At 68.2% G+C, this 15,052-nt stretch carries 14 protein-coding genes; 10 read left to right on the top strand and 4 right to left on the bottom strand.

Annotation, left to right across the window (positions count from 1 at the left end; genetic code table 11):
- The first annotated feature begins 4 nt into the window (after positions 1 to 4).
- A complete protein-coding gene (locus ACFU5M_RS13520) occupies positions 5 to 505 on the top strand; it encodes a hypothetical protein (RefSeq protein ID WP_379048626.1) in 501 nt (166 codons plus the stop codon).
- A 274-nt stretch (positions 506 to 779) separates the two neighbouring features.
- Positions 780 to 2,447, top strand: a complete 1,668-nt coding sequence (locus ACFU5M_RS13515; protein ID WP_379048623.1) for a cutinase family protein — start codon at positions 780 to 782, stop codon at positions 2,445 to 2,447.
- A gap of 57 nt (positions 2,448 to 2,504) precedes the next feature.
- On the opposite strand, the gene ACFU5M_RS13510 is transcribed toward ACFU5M_RS13515, so the two are convergent.
- Both ACFU5M_RS13510 and ACFU5M_RS13505 read right to left on the bottom strand, forming a co-directional pair.
- Entirely contained in the window at positions 2,505 to 3,254 is a 750-nt protein-coding gene (locus ACFU5M_RS13510; protein WP_379048621.1) for an SDR family oxidoreductase, read from the bottom strand.
- A gap of 214 nt (positions 3,255 to 3,468) precedes the next feature.
- Positions 3,469 to 4,701, bottom strand: a complete 1,233-nt coding sequence (locus ACFU5M_RS13505) for a hypothetical protein (RefSeq protein ID WP_379048619.1) — start codon at positions 4,699 to 4,701, stop codon at positions 3,469 to 3,471.
- A 254-nt stretch (positions 4,702 to 4,955) separates the two neighbouring features.
- On the opposite strand from ACFU5M_RS13505, the gene ACFU5M_RS13500 reads away from it, so the two are divergent.
- The 5 genes from ACFU5M_RS13500 to ACFU5M_RS13480 all read left to right on the top strand — a co-directional run bounded on the left by ACFU5M_RS13500 (position 4,956) and on the right by ACFU5M_RS13480 (position 9,897).
- Positions 4,956 to 5,873, top strand: a complete 918-nt coding sequence (locus ACFU5M_RS13500) for a DMT family transporter (RefSeq protein WP_379048617.1) — start codon at positions 4,956 to 4,958, stop codon at positions 5,871 to 5,873.
- A gap of 75 nt (positions 5,874 to 5,948) precedes the next feature.
- Positions 5,949 to 6,389: a nuclear transport factor 2 family protein gene (locus ACFU5M_RS13495; RefSeq protein ID WP_379048615.1), complete on the top strand. Its 441-nt coding sequence runs from the start codon at positions 5,949 to 5,951 to the stop codon at positions 6,387 to 6,389.
- A gap of 21 nt (positions 6,390 to 6,410) precedes the next feature.
- The gene (locus ACFU5M_RS13490) at positions 6,411 to 7,076 is read left to right on the top strand and encodes a class I SAM-dependent DNA methyltransferase (RefSeq protein WP_379048613.1); all 666 of its coding nucleotides are present in this window, start codon (positions 6,411 to 6,413) and stop codon (positions 7,074 to 7,076) included.
- 134 nt (positions 7,077 to 7,210) lie between these two features.
- Positions 7,211 to 8,554 carry a wax ester/triacylglycerol synthase family O-acyltransferase gene (locus tag ACFU5M_RS13485; protein ID WP_379048611.1) on the top strand — a complete coding sequence of 448 codons (1,344 nt, stop codon included), beginning with the start codon at positions 7,211 to 7,213 and terminating at the stop codon, positions 8,552 to 8,554.
- Between the two features lie 218 nt (positions 8,555 to 8,772).
- Entirely contained in the window at positions 8,773 to 9,897 is a 1,125-nt protein-coding gene (locus ACFU5M_RS13480) for an NAD(P)H-dependent flavin oxidoreductase (protein ID WP_379048609.1), read from the top strand.
- Positions 9,898 to 10,329: 432 nt separating this feature from the next.
- Here the strand turns inward: ACFU5M_RS13480 and ACFU5M_RS13475 are convergent, their stop codons facing one another.
- Positions 10,330 to 11,106 carry a GntR family transcriptional regulator gene (locus ACFU5M_RS13475; protein ID WP_379048607.1) on the bottom strand — a complete coding sequence of 259 codons (777 nt, stop codon included), beginning with the start codon at positions 11,104 to 11,106 and terminating at the stop codon, positions 10,330 to 10,332.
- 105 nt (positions 11,107 to 11,211) lie between these two features.
- Between ACFU5M_RS13475 and ACFU5M_RS13470 the strand changes: the two genes are divergently transcribed.
- Positions 11,212 to 12,702 carry an ABC1 kinase family protein gene (locus tag ACFU5M_RS13470; protein ID WP_379048605.1) on the top strand — a complete coding sequence of 497 codons (1,491 nt, stop codon included), beginning with the start codon at positions 11,212 to 11,214 and terminating at the stop codon, positions 12,700 to 12,702.
- An 81-nt stretch (positions 12,703 to 12,783) separates the two neighbouring features.
- On the opposite strand, the gene ACFU5M_RS13465 is transcribed toward ACFU5M_RS13470, so the two are convergent.
- Entirely contained in the window at positions 12,784 to 13,410 is a 627-nt protein-coding gene (locus ACFU5M_RS13465) for a GDSL-type esterase/lipase family protein (RefSeq protein ID WP_379048603.1), read from the bottom strand.
- A gap of 88 nt (positions 13,411 to 13,498) precedes the next feature.
- Here ACFU5M_RS13465 and ACFU5M_RS13460 point away from each other — a divergent pair, with 88 nt between their 5' ends.
- Positions 13,499 to 14,290, top strand: a complete 792-nt coding sequence (locus tag ACFU5M_RS13460; RefSeq protein WP_379048601.1) for a 2OG-Fe(II) oxygenase — start codon at positions 13,499 to 13,501, stop codon at positions 14,288 to 14,290.
- Positions 14,277 to 15,047 (top strand): SDR family NAD(P)-dependent oxidoreductase, encoded by a 771-nt coding sequence (locus ACFU5M_RS13455; RefSeq protein ID WP_379048599.1) that lies wholly within the window; start codon positions 14,277 to 14,279, stop codon positions 15,045 to 15,047. Before ACFU5M_RS13460 ends, ACFU5M_RS13455 begins: the two co-directional genes overlap by 14 nt.
- Positions 15,048 to 15,052 lie beyond the last annotated feature (5 nt).

Here is a 15,052-nt window from a genome sequence, read left to right as displayed (position 1 = left end):
CCCGATGTCGCTGGTGTGGACGCTGGGTGTCGCGGTGGGGGCGGTGGCCTTCATGGCGGGCACGCTGAACCTGGGTGCCGCGATAGTCCGGTGGACCGGATCGCAACTCGCCATGGCGCTGTTTCTCCCTGTGAGCGTATCGCTGGGCGCAGGTGCGTGGATGCTCGTGCTGGCCGCCGCATGGCGACTGCGCCGTAACTACCTGCGACGGGCCGGGGCGGCGACGTCCGCGGTGGTAGTCGAGTCGGATCTGCGATGCAAGCAGGGGAGGGGTCCGCTCAACTTCGATTTGTGGCGGGTGCGGGTCGAAGCCCAGTTCTCACACCCGGGCTCGGGTGCGGATGCCCGCGTACGGAAGCAGTACTCCTACCTTCAATTCCGCGAGGCCAAAGCGCGAGCGCTGGCCGAGCGGCTGAGCGTCGGTTCCTCGGTACCCGTTGTGGTCCGTAGAAACTACGCATTGTTCGATATTCCCGAACGGCCCGTTTGGGCCGATATCTGGTGAAGCCGACTCCGACCTTCAGGGAGTCGACGGGTGGTGCCGGGTCGCAAGCCAGCGGATGGTTTCCGCTCGGAGACGTGTGTCCCGATGCCGTCGTGGCGGTGGTCAACGGCACTGCTGAGGCGCCCCGGCCGCGCGAGGTAGGCGAGGAGGATCGGCGGCCGTCCGTTCCGCCCGAGTAACGCTCGGGTCCCCAACCACGACGTCCTCGGTGACGTATGGCCCGTCGGGGGGCTTGTCCGTCCACTTTTGTCGGTGTATGGAATGGAATCAGGACATGGCTCTTCGCGAGTTCTTCGCGCGGCATCGCATCGCTTCGGCTGCTGCCGCGCCGGCGGCATTGGGGGTGGCGGCGGTCGTCGCCGCCTCGTTGGCGCTGACCTCGACGCCGGAAACCAGGGATACGCAGCTCACGTCGTCCGTCACGGAATGCCACGACATGGTCACCATCTCGGTGGCCGGTCGCAATGACACTCCGCGGGAAGGCACCACCAAGATGCTGGTGGACGCCGACGGCAACCCGTTGCCCGCCGCCCTGTCCGGTGATCACAGCAGTGAGTGGGTCGATCCGGTGGTCAACGCGCCGGCCGATGACGTCGATCCCGGCGCGTACGCCGCGGTCTACATCGCGTATCCGGCGAACATGGCCACCTACGAAGACGCCGTCGACGCCGGTGTCGCGAACACCGAACAGGTGATGCGGGAGATCTCCGCGGCGTGCCCGGACACCAAATTCTCGATCGTCGGATACAGCGAGGGCGCCGATGTCGTGCGCCGCGTCGCGATGAAGATCGGCCATCAGGAGCCCGGCCAGGACGGCGCCTACGGGATCGTGGACCCGGATGACGTCGTCGGTGTCGTCATCCTCGCCGACTCGGGTCGCTCGGCGGGCGACGGGCCGTTCCCGGGATCGAAGGACCCGTTCGGCAACCCGGACGGCTTCGACCAGCAGTATCAGAACGGCAAGAACCCGGTTCCCGGTCAAGGTGCGGTGCAGGGCACCAGCGGTGACTTCGGTGCGCTGAACGGCAAGATCGCGTCGTTCTGCTCGGATGGCGATCTCACCTGCTCGGCCCCGCAGAACATCTCACTGCTGCAGTTGGTGGTCAATGTCGGCAGGCAGCTGAATGTCGACGCACTCGAACGCGATGGGCTCACGCCCGCGACCGGGCAGGACGTCGCGGTGGTACTCGGCCGGATCGCGCTGGCGGCGTTCGCGGATATCCAGTCGCAGCCGAATTGGATGCAGAGCGACGAGACCTTCCTGCAAGTGCTGCTGCGGGTGTCGGATCCGGCGTACAAGCCGGGTGAGCAGCCGAAGGCTCCGGCGAAGGCGGACGCGATCGCGACCGGTGAGATGTCTCCGCTGGCCTACCTGCCGCAGAAGGTGTTCAACGAGATCATCGGTCTCATCGTGACGAACCAGAACACGATCCCGGTGATCATGAGCGACCCGTACAACCTCACGCTCGGCCCGAACCACACCGGTCACCACTTCGACTACTGGGACGACGCCGACCCGGGCGCGGGCAAGCCGTTGACCTCCGCCGAGTACGCCGCTGCCTGGCTCACCCATCTGGCGAAGCAGGCGCAGGCGGGCAAGCAGGTCGACACGACGGCCAAGCCGCAAGAGGCGGACCTCGCCGCCGTGTACAAGGCGGTGGAGTCCACCTCGGCGACGCCGACGACCGAACCCGCCAAGGCTTCGACCACGTCACCGACCAGCGCCGCCGCTACGACGACCAGCACCGCGGGCAGCCCGACAACCACGGTCGCGCCGACCTCGAGCACCACCACGACACCGGTGGTCACCACCACGCCGCCTGCTCCGTCCCCGGTCGCGGGGCCGGTCGAGACGGTGGCGCCGACCACCACCGAAACGACCACGACGACAACGCAATCCGCGGCACCGACCACCAGTACGACCGCGAAAGCATCGAATTGACCAACCCGTCGGCTCGTGATCGCCACTCGGCGCGATCGCGAGCCGACGGTGCGTCGCTCAGACGAGGCCGCCGTTGGCGCGAACCACCTGACCGTTGACCCAGCGGCCGTCCGGGCCGGCCAGAAATGCCACCACAGCGGCGATGTCGGTGGGTGTGCCGAGCCGCTCCAGCGGCACGGCATCGGCGAGTCGCTGGATGGTGGCGTCGTCTTTGCCGTGCAGGAAGAGGTCGGTGGCGGTCGGCCCGGGCGCTACCGCGTTGACGGTCACGTCCCGGCCGCGCAATTCGCCGGCGAGGATCCTGGTCAGCACCTCCACGGCTCCCTTGCTGGCGGCATACGCACCGTAGGTGGCAAACGCGGTACCGACGACCGATGTGGAGAAATTGATGATCGCCCCACCCGGTCGCAGCCGCCGCGCCGCCTGCTGGTCGACGACGAAGGTACCGCGCATATTGGTCCGGTAAATGCTGTCGAGCACCGTCAGATCCAGCTCGACCAGCGGCGCGAGCTGCATCCGGCCCGCGGCGTGCACCACCACGTCGACACCGCCGAATTCGCTTTCCGCTCGATCGAATACCGCCGCCATCGCGGACTCGTCTGCGACATCACCCTGGGCGGTCACCGCGACGCCCCCGGCGCCGCGGATGGCTGAAGCGGCGCTGTCGGCTTCGGCGGCATTCGAGGCCCAGTTCAGGACAATCGCGAATCCGTCAGCTGCGAGACGTTCGGCACACGCGCGGCCGATGCCGCGAGAACCGCCCGTTACCACCGCGACCCGCGCGAATTCGCCGTTTGTCGTTGCCACCGGGTGCTGTTCCTTCCGTTCGTCGACATGATTTCGGAGCTGTTCGACGACGCCCGTCACCGGGCGGGTAGGCGACACACATTGCCCGGCGGCGTCGGTTCACCAGAAGGGGCCAACCATAACAGCGCAGCTACCGGAATTCGCCGGTCCGCTCCCGGCGAGTGGTCACGCCGAGCAGGGGCGCGCCGCTCTCCGGCCGGAGGGCCGTGCGCTGTCAGGAGATGGCGGCGCGGAGGTTGCGGGCCAGCACTTCGATGCGGTGGCGCTGGAGTTCGGTGAATTCCTCCGGATGGTGTATTTCCACGCTCAGCCGCCCGGCGAAAGTGCTGATGACGCAGGTGCCGCCACCCGGCTGCTGAGGACGGCGGCCGGTCAGGTCCGGCTTGGCGAGCATGGTGGAGTGGAAGTCGTCGATGCGCAGTGCGTCCTGCTCGGGTAGCGGCGGGATGGTGCCCCAGTTGGTCGCGATGACCACGCCGGGCAGGGCGGGCCGCGGCGCGGCCGCCATATCTGGGATGCTCAGGGGCGTGCGTTGCACGATGCCCGCCGCCAAGCCCGCATGCAGCGCCTCGCTGATCCCTCGGGCCGATTCGACCAGCGTCACATCGGATGCGGGGGAGAGATAACTGGCGAAACCGAGGACGTTCGTCCCTTCGGTGGCGTCGATCTCGGGGCTCACTCTGGTCCGCAGATCGACGGAGTACAGGTAGAGCAGCCCGGTGAGCGGCAGTTCGCGAATCTCGGCCTCGGTCCGCAACAGCGCCGCCGACACCAGGCCGTGCACCGTGACGTTCGCGCGATGCCCGACCGCGACCAGCGCCGCGGTCTCCGCCTCGGTGAGCAGGCACCGGGTGGTGCGCAGCGCCGGGTACTCGTCGTCGCGCGGTCGCGGAACCTCCGTCGCAGTGGGAGAGGTCGCACCGGCGGGCCCGGAACCGGGCAGCGCCATCTTCTCGATGCCTCGCGCCGCGAGCAGGTGCTCCACGGGTTCGGGGAACGCGTGTACCGACAGCTCGGACGTACCCCCACCGACCGCGTCCCGATATCCGGTCCAGAACTCGGTGACGATGACGAACGCGTGGAAGGCGTCCGCGACGCTGTGATGGATCATGAGCGTGACGCTCGCGGCAGCGCCGTCACGCACCACGCACAGGGCGCAAACGCCCGTTCGCTGATCGAATTTGGCGCCGATGAGCGGGGATTCGGGGTTCGCGTCGGCGACGAAGATCTCCGGCGTGGCATCGGCCAGGGCGAAGACATGGCCGCCCTCTTCGGTCGACTCGATGCGGGCGCGCAGGATCGGATGCGCCCTGGCGACGGCCTCGAACGCGGCCGTCAGCGCAGGCAGGTCCAACTGCCCGGACACCCGTGCCGCATAACCGATGAAGACTTCGCCCGCGGCGAACATTTCCTCGCTCGGGGCAAGCCGGCGGATCACATCGACCACAATGATGTATTCCCTTCGCTCCCGGCGAGACTAGCCCGAACACCTTGCACGCGCGGATTATTCGCATGAATCGGACGAAAAGGACGTGCGGGCACCGACGGCTTGTCACAAGCGGGAACGGGACCCCTCGGATGATCGGATCATTTGATTAGGCTCCGAACGGTCGAAAGCGAGCGGAGTATGTCCCTGGTCGAGCAGATACCGTCCGTCACCGAGCCGGTCTACGTCCGTGCGTGCCGGACGGCGGGCGCGCGATGACGCGCCGCGGATGGACGCTGTTCCTGGCGATGGGCCTGATCTGGGGCGTGCCGTACGCGATGATCCGCGTGGCGGTGCGGGATCTCGACCCGATCGTGGTCGCGTTCGGCCGCACGCTGATCGGTGGCCTGCTGTTGCTGCCGGTGGCGCTGTACGCCCGCGCGCTCGCGCCGGTGTTCCGGCGGTGGCGGCCGTTGCTGCTCTACACCTTGGTGGAGATCACCGGGCCGTGGTTCCTGATCGGGTACGCCGAGACCACACTGAACAGCTCGACCGTCGGCTTGCTGATCGCGGCGGTGCCGCTGATCGCCGTGGTGATCGTGACCGTGCTCGGCCACGACCGATTCGACGCGCGCCGGGTGATCGGGCTGCTCGTCGGCTTCGCCGGCGTCACCGCGCTCGTCGGATTGGACGTCGACCTCGGGAATCCGACGGCGATCGCCGCGATCGGCCTGACCACGATCGGATACGCGGTGGGCCCGATCGTCATCAGTCGCGCGTTGTCCGATCTGCCCCCGCTGGGCGTGGTGACCGGGTCGTTGCTGCTGGCGGCGGCGATCTACGCGCCGTTCGCGGGCTGGCTGTGGCCGTCGCGCATCACCGCCGACGCGGCCTGGTCGGTGCTCGGCCTCGCGGTGATCTGCACGGCCGCGGCGTTCCTGTTCTTCTTCGCGCTGATCGCCGAGGTCGGCCCCGCCCGTGCGACGGTGATCACCTACATCAATCCCGCGGTGGCGATCCTGCTCGGCGTCACGGCGCTCGACGAGCCGCTGACCGCGGGCATGGCGATCGGTTTCCCGCTGGTCATCCTCGGTTCGGTGCTCGGCACCGCACGCGGTCGCGACGAGGCGGCCCCGGCGGATCTGCCCGTGCTCGCCGCGCCGGAGGCAGCCGTCCGATTACCAGAGAGGTAATCGCCATCGAGCGCGCGCCTGCCGAGAATGGCAAGCGCCGCACGCTCGAGCGGCATCGCAGCGAAAGGACCCGAAGTGTCAGTCTCCGCGCCGACCACTCGAACGGTGGTCGAAGAGTTGTTGCGCCGGCTCGGTTCCGGCGATCCGGAAGCCATCGCCGAGTTGTACGCCGAACATACGGATTGGCAACTCGATTGGCCGGAGGCGGAACACGGGCGGGCAGCGACGCCCTGGATCCGGCACCGATCGACCCGCGCCGACGCCGCAGCGCATTTCCGATCGATCGCCGAGCACCATGTGCCGGAGGAGGTGGCCACGCGCGTCGACCGGGTGCTCGTCGACGGTGACGACGCCGTAGTGCTCGGCGAGATCCGGCAGACCGCGCGCGCCACCGGCCGCGCCTATCGCGCGCGTTTCGCGCTGCACGTCACGGTGCGAGGCGGTCTGATCACCCGCCACCACGTCTACGAGGACAGTCTCGCCGTCGCCCAGGCATTCGAACAACCGGAGGAGTGAGCACGTAATACGCTGCTGCGGGTGCTGGATTCGACCGAAGACTTCGCCGACGAACCTCCCGATCCCCTCGCCACCCGCACGGCCTACGACGAGGTCGCCGACCGCTACGCCGACCAGGTGCGCCACCGGCTGGAGCGCCGGCCGCTCGACCGGGCGATGCTGGCCGTGTTCGCGGAGGCGGTGGCGGGCAACGGTTGCGGACCGGTCGCCGATCTCGGCTGCGGGCCGGGGCGCGTGACGGCACATCTGGCGTCGCTGGGTGCGCAGGTGTTCGGCATGGATCTCTCGTCCCGCATGGTCGCGCTGGCCCGTGCGGAGTACCCGCACCTGTCCTTCGCGCAGGGTTCGATAGAACAGCTACCGATCGGCAACGACACGCTCGGCGGCATAGTGGCTTGGTATTCGTTGATCCACACGCCACCGGATCGCGTGCCGCACGTGTTGAGCGAGTGCAATCGGGTACTCAAAGAAAATGGGCACGTGCTGCTGACTTTCCAGACGGCAGACCGGCCCGATGCGGTGGAAGGCTTCGATCACAGGGTGATTCGCGCCTACCGATGGGCGCCGAAACGCCTCGCGCGTCTGCTCGGCGCCGCCGGGTTCGCGATGATCGCTCGCATGGTGCGCGAACCGGGTCCCGACGAGCGGTTCGGGCAGGCATACCTGCTGGCATCGAAGGTTCGGTGATTCACCGAACGCGGTCCATCCCGTCCGGGTAGGTTTGTCGTGTCGCGGCGGTTTCATGGCTGCGCGGGCCCGCCGACAACGTGGTCGATCTGAACTCCGAACCTTTTCACCATGTCGTCAGGGGGCGACTCATCATGGAATTCATCGCGCCGGTCGATGCCGTCTTCTTGCTCGCCGAATCCCGGGAACAGCCGATGCACGTCGGTTCGCTGCAACTGTTCGAGCCGCCGGAGGACGCCGGAGAAGACTTCGCCGCTCGAGTCCACGCCGAACTACTACGAAGCACCGAGGTCGATCCGACCTTTCGCAAGCATCCCGCAACCATTTTCGGATCCCCGCAGATGGCGTGGACGCATGCCGAGCATGTGGAACTGGACTATCACGTGCGGCGGCTGGCCGTGCCCGCTCCGGGCCGCATGGACCAGCTCGTGGAACTGGCCTCCGGCCTGCACAGCAGCCTGCTGGACCGGCATCGCCCGCTGTGGGAGTTCCATCTGATCGAGGGTCTCGCCGACGGCAGGTTCGCGATGTATTCGAAGATGCATCACGCGTTGATCGACGGCGTTTCCGCTCAACGCTTGCTGCGGCGCACGCTGACCAGCGATCCGTCCTCCAGCGCCACGCGGGTCCCGTGGCACCTGCCCCGGGGCAGGCACAGAAGGGAGTCCGGTGCCGGCGGTCCGGCGCGGAACCTGATCTCCGCGGCCGCCTCCGGCGCGTCGGTGCTGCGCGCCGCGCGCACCGCCCTGTCTCGACAGCAGCTGACCTTGCCGTTCGCGGCCCCGCGCACCATGTTCAACGTGCCGATCGGCGGCGCGCGCCGTGCGGTGGTCCGGTCCTGGCCGCTGGAGCGGCTGCAGCAGGTGAAGAAGGCTACCGGCGCCACGCTCAACGATGTGGTGCTCACCATGTCGGCGGGCGCGCTGCGGCGGTATCTGATCGACCGAGACGCCTTGCCGGACAAGCCGCTGATCGCGATGGTGCCGATGTCACTGCGCGCCGAGGACGACGACGAGACCAACGGCGTGAAGGTGGGGGCGGTGCTGTGCAATCTCGGCACCGATATCGCCGATCCGCTGGACCGCCTGCAGGTGGTCGCCGGGTCGATGCGCGACGGCAAGGACGTCTACCGCACGCTGTCGTGCAACCAGACGATGGCGCTGTCGGCGCTGATGCTCAGCCCGCTCGCCCTCAATCTCGTGCCCGCGTTGATCTCGTTGACCAATCCGACCTTCAACATCGTCATCTCGAACGTGCCGGGGCCCCGCGAGCCCATGTACTGGAACGGTGCGCGTCTGGACGCGAGCTATCCGTTGTCGATCCCGTTCGACGGCCAGGCGGTGAACATCACGCTCACCTCCAACGCGGGCAACCTCGATTTCGGCCTGGTCGGCTGCCGCCGCAGCGTGCCACAGCTGCCGCGCCTGCTCGATCACTTGGAGGAGTCGCTCGCCGAACTGGAGCGGGCCACCGCCTGACACGGCAGCGCATTCCCCGGAAAACTAGAACGTGTTACTGTCGTTGCATGGTGCGACGGCCAGTCGAGGAAACCGCAGCCGCTTCATGGCGATATTCGCGGCTCGCGGTGGACTCGACGCGCGGCGGCCAGGCCGCACTGCGCGCCAGTTATGCAACTCGTTCTAGTACACCTGCGCCGCGCCGTTCGCGGCGGAGCAGTTAGGGAGACCAGCACGCCATGCGTACCGAAATCTGCGAACGGCTCGGGATCGAATTCCCCATTTTCGCTTTCACCCACTGCCGCGACGTGGCGGCCGCGGTCAGCAACGCGGGCGGACTCGGCGTGCTCGGCGCCGTGGGCTTCACCGCCGAGCAGCTCGAGGTCGAGCTGGCCTGGCTGGACGAGCACGTGCAGGGCGTATACGGCGTCGACCTGGTGATTCCATCCAAGTACGAAGGCAAGGGCATCGACGACCTGAGCCCCGAGGAGCTGGAAGCCAAGCTGGCCGAACTCGTCCCACAGGGGCACCGCGACTTCGCCGAGAAGATCCTCGCCGACCACGGCGTGCCCAAGCTGCCGGAGGACGAGCACCACAACCAGTTGCTGGGCTGGACCGCCACCACCGCGGGACCGCAGGTGGAGGTGATTCTGCGGCATCCGAAGGCGAAGCTGGTGGCCAATGCCCTCGGCACCCCGCCGGATGACGTGATCAAGCAGGTGCAGGACTCCGGCAGGCTGATCGGCGCGCTGTGCGGTTCGGTCAAGCACGCGCTCAACCACAAGCGGGCGGGCCTCGACTTCGTGGTCTGCCAGGGCACCGAGGGCGGCGGTCACTGCGGCGAGGTGTCCTCGATGGTGCTGTGGCCGCAGGTCATCGACGCCGTCGGCGACCTGCCGGTGCTGGCCGCGGGCGGCATCGGCAACGGCCGCCAGGTCGCCGCCGCGATGGCGATGGGCGCCGCGGGCGCGTGGACCGGTTCGGTGTGGCTGACGGTCGAGGAAGCCAACGTGCCGCCGGCCCAGATGCAGACCTACATCGACGCGACCAGCCACGACACCGTCCGTTCGCGCGCGTGGACCGGCAAGCCCGCCCGCATGCTGCGCAACGATTGGACCGTGGCGTGGGAGCAGGCCGATACCCCTGACCCGCTGCCGATGCCGCTGCAGATGATGGTCGCGCTGGACGGCGTGAAGCGGGGCCACCGCTATCCGGAGGCCGCCAAGGACGTCAACTTCAACCCGGTCGGTCAGATCGTCGGCATGATGAACCGCGTGGAGCGCTCCGCCGACGTGGTCAACCGGCTGATCCAGGAGTACGTCGAGGCGTGCGAGCGCCTCAACAAGCTCAACGGCGGAGCCTGAGTTCGGGCGCCGCAGACGGGTCGCGATGCCGCGCGGAATTCCCGTGCGGCATCCCCGGCGAGATTCGAGTGTGGGTCGATGCTGCCGCGCGAAGTTTCCCGCGGCGGCCGACCAGCGAAATTCGAGGCGGACACCGAGCAGTCGGAACTACTACGTGGCATCCGCTCGGCCGCGTCCACGCGGTTCACGACGACACCGAGCCGGAGCGCTGATGCCCTGTCGCTCAAATCGATTCGTCGCGACTCGCACAGCCCCCGCGGGCCCGAGCGCGCGCGAGCGGCTCAGTGCCCGGCACCACGCCCTTTGCCGCACTTTGTCTGAGACAAAACTATTCGCCGCACTCAGTGGACAGGCGGATCTGGGCGTGCCGAGCGGAAGAATCCGCACCGGCCTCCCGAGTGCGTCCCAGACGGACTGTGCAGCGTACGAAAATCAGGCGGTGGCCGCCTGGGACTCGTCGGCGCCGTCCGCGACCCCGGCCACCAATTCCTCGAAGCGCACGATGACCTTCTCGTGGTACATGCCGAACAGATCCTCGAACAGCGCCAGCTGAGCCTCGCTCGGCCCGGAGCCGGAATCCCAGACCGCGGCCAGCGCCCGCCAGACCAGGACGTGCAGGTCCGCCGCACCCGCGAAGTACGCCTCGACCGCCTCCGGCACCTCGAGCACCATTTCGCCGATCGAATTCAGAATCGCGCGCTGCATGGGAAGTCCGAGCGCGGTCAACAGCCTGCGCACCAGCGCGACCTCGAGCGCGAGGAGCTGTCGCAAGTCCGGATCCGTCCGACGCGCTATCGATTCGAGTTCGTCGATCGCGTCTTTCAGTTCGGCCGAAGCGATCCGCTGTTCACCACCCGTGTAGGTGAGCAACGCCTCGAGCACGAGATTGCGCTCGACGTCCACGACGTCGCGGAACATCTCTATCGCGATGTCGGGCATGGGAATCGAGAACCGGAACAACTGCCGGTACACGTCCACACCGCCGGCCTCCCGAACGTCGCGGATCGTGAATCCTTTGCCGCGCCGGGCTTCGACGAAACCGTACGACTCCAGCCGGCCCAGGGTCAGCTGCGCGGTCGCGCGATTCATATCGAATTCCTCGGCGACCTGACGCACCGACGGCATGAGATCCCCCGGCTGATACTCCCCCGCGGCAACCCGGCGCGCCAGCTCGTCGGCAACGTCGGCGACCACCGTCTGGGATCCCATCGAAGTCACCTTTCGACTACTTTCGAACACGTCCCAGACAGTCTAAGCCCTACTGTCCGGTACTGCACCTGTGTCACACTTGTGCGCGCGACTGTGAGGTGAGTCATGACCATCCGACCCATCGGAGAGCGCCCCGAGGAGGGGCCCACGGGCAGACGATCCCGCCTTTTCGCGTCGCGCTCCCATGGTAAACCGCCTGTTCACGGCGCCGTACGTGGCGCGAAGCTGGCCGCGCTGCCAGTGGCGTTCGCCGGACGGCAGGCCGCGGGCCTCGGCAAGCGAGCACTCGGCAGATCGGCCGAAGAAGTCAATCGCGACATTCAGCTACGCACCGCGCAGCACATCTTCGAGGTGCTCGGCGAGCTGAAGGGCTGTGCCGCGAAGCTGGGGCAGCTGCTGGCCATCTACGAGCTGGCGCTACCGCGGGAAGTGGCCGAGCCGTACCGGATCGCGCTCAGCAGGCTGCAAGACGCCGCGCCCGCGATGCTGCCGCACACGGTGCACGCCGCCATGGCCGAAAGCATGGGCGCGGACTGGCTTTCGCGCTTCCGCGAATTCGACGACCGGCGCGCCGCGGCCGCCTCGCTCGGGCAGGTGCACCGCGCGGTCTGGCACGACGGCAGGCCCGTCGCGGTCAAGGTGATGTACCCGGGCGGCAGGCAGGCGGTGGCACGCGATCTGGACCACCTGCGCCGGATCTCCTTTCTCGCAACGGTGTTCCTGCCCGGTGCGGACGTGAAAGCGGTGACCGAAGCGATCTGCGCGTCGGTCGCCGGGGAACTCGACTACGCGGCGGAGGCTGCCCACCAGAGGGCTTTCGCCGCGGCCTATGCCGGCGATCCGGACTTCTACATACCGAATGTCATCGCGCAGCACGGTGACGTTCTGATCAGCGAATGGATCGATGGCACGCCGGTACCGCGCATCGTCGCCTCCGGCACGCAGGCCGAGCGCGACCGGGTGGGCATGCTCATGGTCCGGTTCGTGACCTCCGGCTGGGGCCGTCACGGATTGCTGTACGCCGACCCGCACCCGGGCAACTTCCGGGTACTGCCCGACGGACGGCTCGGCGTAATGGATTTCGGCGCGTGCTGTGCTTGGCCCCCCACGGGTTTCGGCGAACTGACGCTCGATTGCTGCAAAGCGATCTTCCGGGGCGGACCGGGAGATCTGGCGGCGGCCACGCGCAGGCACGGTTTCGTGGAGAACGAACAAGCCATCGACAGCGAGGCGCTCTACGCGGCGATAACGCCGTGTGGTGAACCGTTCCGCCACCAGACCTACCGCCTGACCGCACGCTGGCTGCGTCGGCAAGTGCTGCGCACCACCAACCCTCGGCTGACCAACGTGGTACGGCAGATGACCATGCCCGCCTACTTCACGCCGTTCGCCCGCTCGTTTCTCACGCTGGTGGGCGTGCTCGGCCAGCTGGAGACCGAAGGACCATATCGGGACGAGATCGTGCGCTGGATACCGGAATTGAGCGAGGCGTTCACCCCGGACGCGAATTCGGAGGTCGCTGCGCGGCCGGTGGACTTGGTCGCCGCGCGGAAGCGGCGGGCCGAGTTCGGCAAGCGCGGCCTGCCGATAGCGTGATCTCGGTTGCGCTCAGTCGCTGCACAATTCGCCGATCTACCAGCGCATACGGCTGAATCAGACACGATCGCCGCGTTTGTCTCAGACAGTAGGTCGGCAACGACCGCTACCCCCGACCAACCACGCGTGCCACTGCGGGGCGATCAGTGCCGCGAGCTTGTCGTAACCCGCGGCCCCGGGATGCGCCCCGTCGCCCGCACGGACCTCGGCGGACCACACCGCATCGGCGCGCAGGGGCTGATGCACGCGCACGTACGGCACCTCCGCCCCGGCGCAGACCTGCGCGAACCGCTCGTCCAGCACGGCGGTGCGGGCATTGTGCTCGTCGTCGGCGATCGGCGGCGGGGCGACCATCAGCACCGGCCAGCCCTGCTCGGCCGCCTGCGCGAGCAGTTCGCTCAGGTTGGCAACCGACTCGTCGAGAGTCACCCGCCGACTGCCGTTCTCGTGCATGGCGTCGTTGACGCCGAACGACACCACGACCCTGGCGTCCACGCCCTCGGGCAGGCGGGGCGCGCATTCGGCGCGGAAACGCCGCACGATAGCGGCCGAGGTCTGTCTGCGCACCCCGAGGTTGTAGGCGGTCAGCGCGACGCCCTCCGCGTGCGCCGCGGACGCGAGCCTGCCCGCCCAGCCCAGGCAAGCCGGGTCGCCGACACCGGCGACGAACGAATCCCCGACGAAACACACGCGCAGATCACGGCTCACCCCCTGATCCTGGCAGCGCGGAGACCGGCCCGCGCCTCCCGGGTGCGGGCAATATGATCACGGATGTTCGATCGGGAGGGGAGTAGTGGTGACAACCGAGCTGGGGCTTGCGGCATCGCCGGTTCCGGCGTGGTTCGCGAAGCTGTTCGCCCACCGGCGCTGGGTCCGGCGCAGCCTGCCGTTTCCGCACGTCTACGCCCGCGACGTCTTCGTCCCCGAGTTCTACCAGCGCTTGGCCGGCGAGCTCGAGCGGCTTCGCCTGGAGCGCCTCGACCTGTTCGCGACCGTCGCCGATGGCTACAGCGCCGACGGAATCCGGTTCTCCGACCTGCGCGGCGGCCCGCTCTCGGTGTTCGCCTCGCGCGAGTGGCACGACTTGGTCGCCCGGCTCGGCGGCGTCGAGGCGACCGGTGACGTGGAAGGGTCGATACATCATCACCGGCCGGGCAGCCCGTTCGGCTGGCCGCACAACGACCTCAACCCGGCCTGGTTCCCCGGGCCACCGCCCGGCCCGGACGAAGTGCGCTTGCCCGACGGTGCCGTCCACACCAAGACCGGGGCACGCGATCCAGGCGTTGTCGCTCGCGAGACCGTGCGCGCCGTCGCGGTGCTGTTCTACCTGGGCAATCCTGGATGGGAGCCGGGCGACGGCGGCGAGACCGCACTGTACGAGCATGTCGCCGACGGCGCCGAGCTACCGTCGGTGGTCCTCGTGCCGCCGCTGGACAATTCGCTCGTGCTGTTCGAGGTCACCCCGCGCAGCTGGCACACGTTCGCGGGCAACAACGTCCGAGACCGCAACAGTGTGGTGATGTGGGTGCATCGCACCAAGGCGGACGCCGAACGGCGCTGGGGAGGAGACAAGATTGTCCACTGGTGAACGCCGTGTCTGCCTGCTCACCGGCGCGAGCGGCACGCTGGGCGACGCCTTCTGCCAGGCCTACCATCGCGACTACGACATCGTCGCCGTGTGCCGCACACGCACGCCCGCGGTGCCGTCACAGCTGGAGTGGTACGTCGATCCGCTGGCGCCGGACGCCACGTTGCCGGAGAACGATTCCCGTGTGTTCGTGGTCCGATCCGACCTGACCCAGCGGGGCGAAGCGGAACGAGTGGTCGACCTGGCGCTGGCCCGGTTCGGCCGGGTCGATCTGCTGGTGAACAACGCGGCGCACGTCCGGCTGCACCCGCGCGGCATCGTCGACGGCGACGCGGCGCTGGACGACTTCGATCCCCACTTCGCGTTGAACGTGGCTGTGCCACTGCGCCTTTCGGCACGACTGGCCCAGCGGTGCTGGTTGCACGCCGGCCCCGAGAACCGCGCGCGCAACCGCAACATCGTCAACGTATCGAGTATCTCCGGCTCGGAGGTCTACCCGGGACAGACTTTGTACTCCGCGTCGAAAGCCGCGCTCAACCAGCTGACCCGCAACCTCGCCGCCGAGTTCGCCGAGTTCGGCGTGCGGGTGAATGCCATCGCACCCACCACTTTTCCCGTACTGGTCCCCACCGAGCGAGTCGCGCGGGCCATCGTCGAACTGGACGCGAGCGACCGGACCGGTGGGGTGTACGGGGTCGGCGTCGAGACGGACCCGGCGAGCGGCCCCTCTCTGCGGCTCGCTGACGCCGAGCGGTAACGGCC

Origin of the sequence: Nocardia sp. NPDC057455 (assembly GCF_042802775.1) — a bacterium.
GTDB lineage: Bacteria > Actinomycetota > Actinomycetes > Mycobacteriales > Mycobacteriaceae > Nocardia.
Note: the sequence above shows the minus strand (reverse complement) of the source record. Positions and strands in the feature narration are given on the sequence as shown.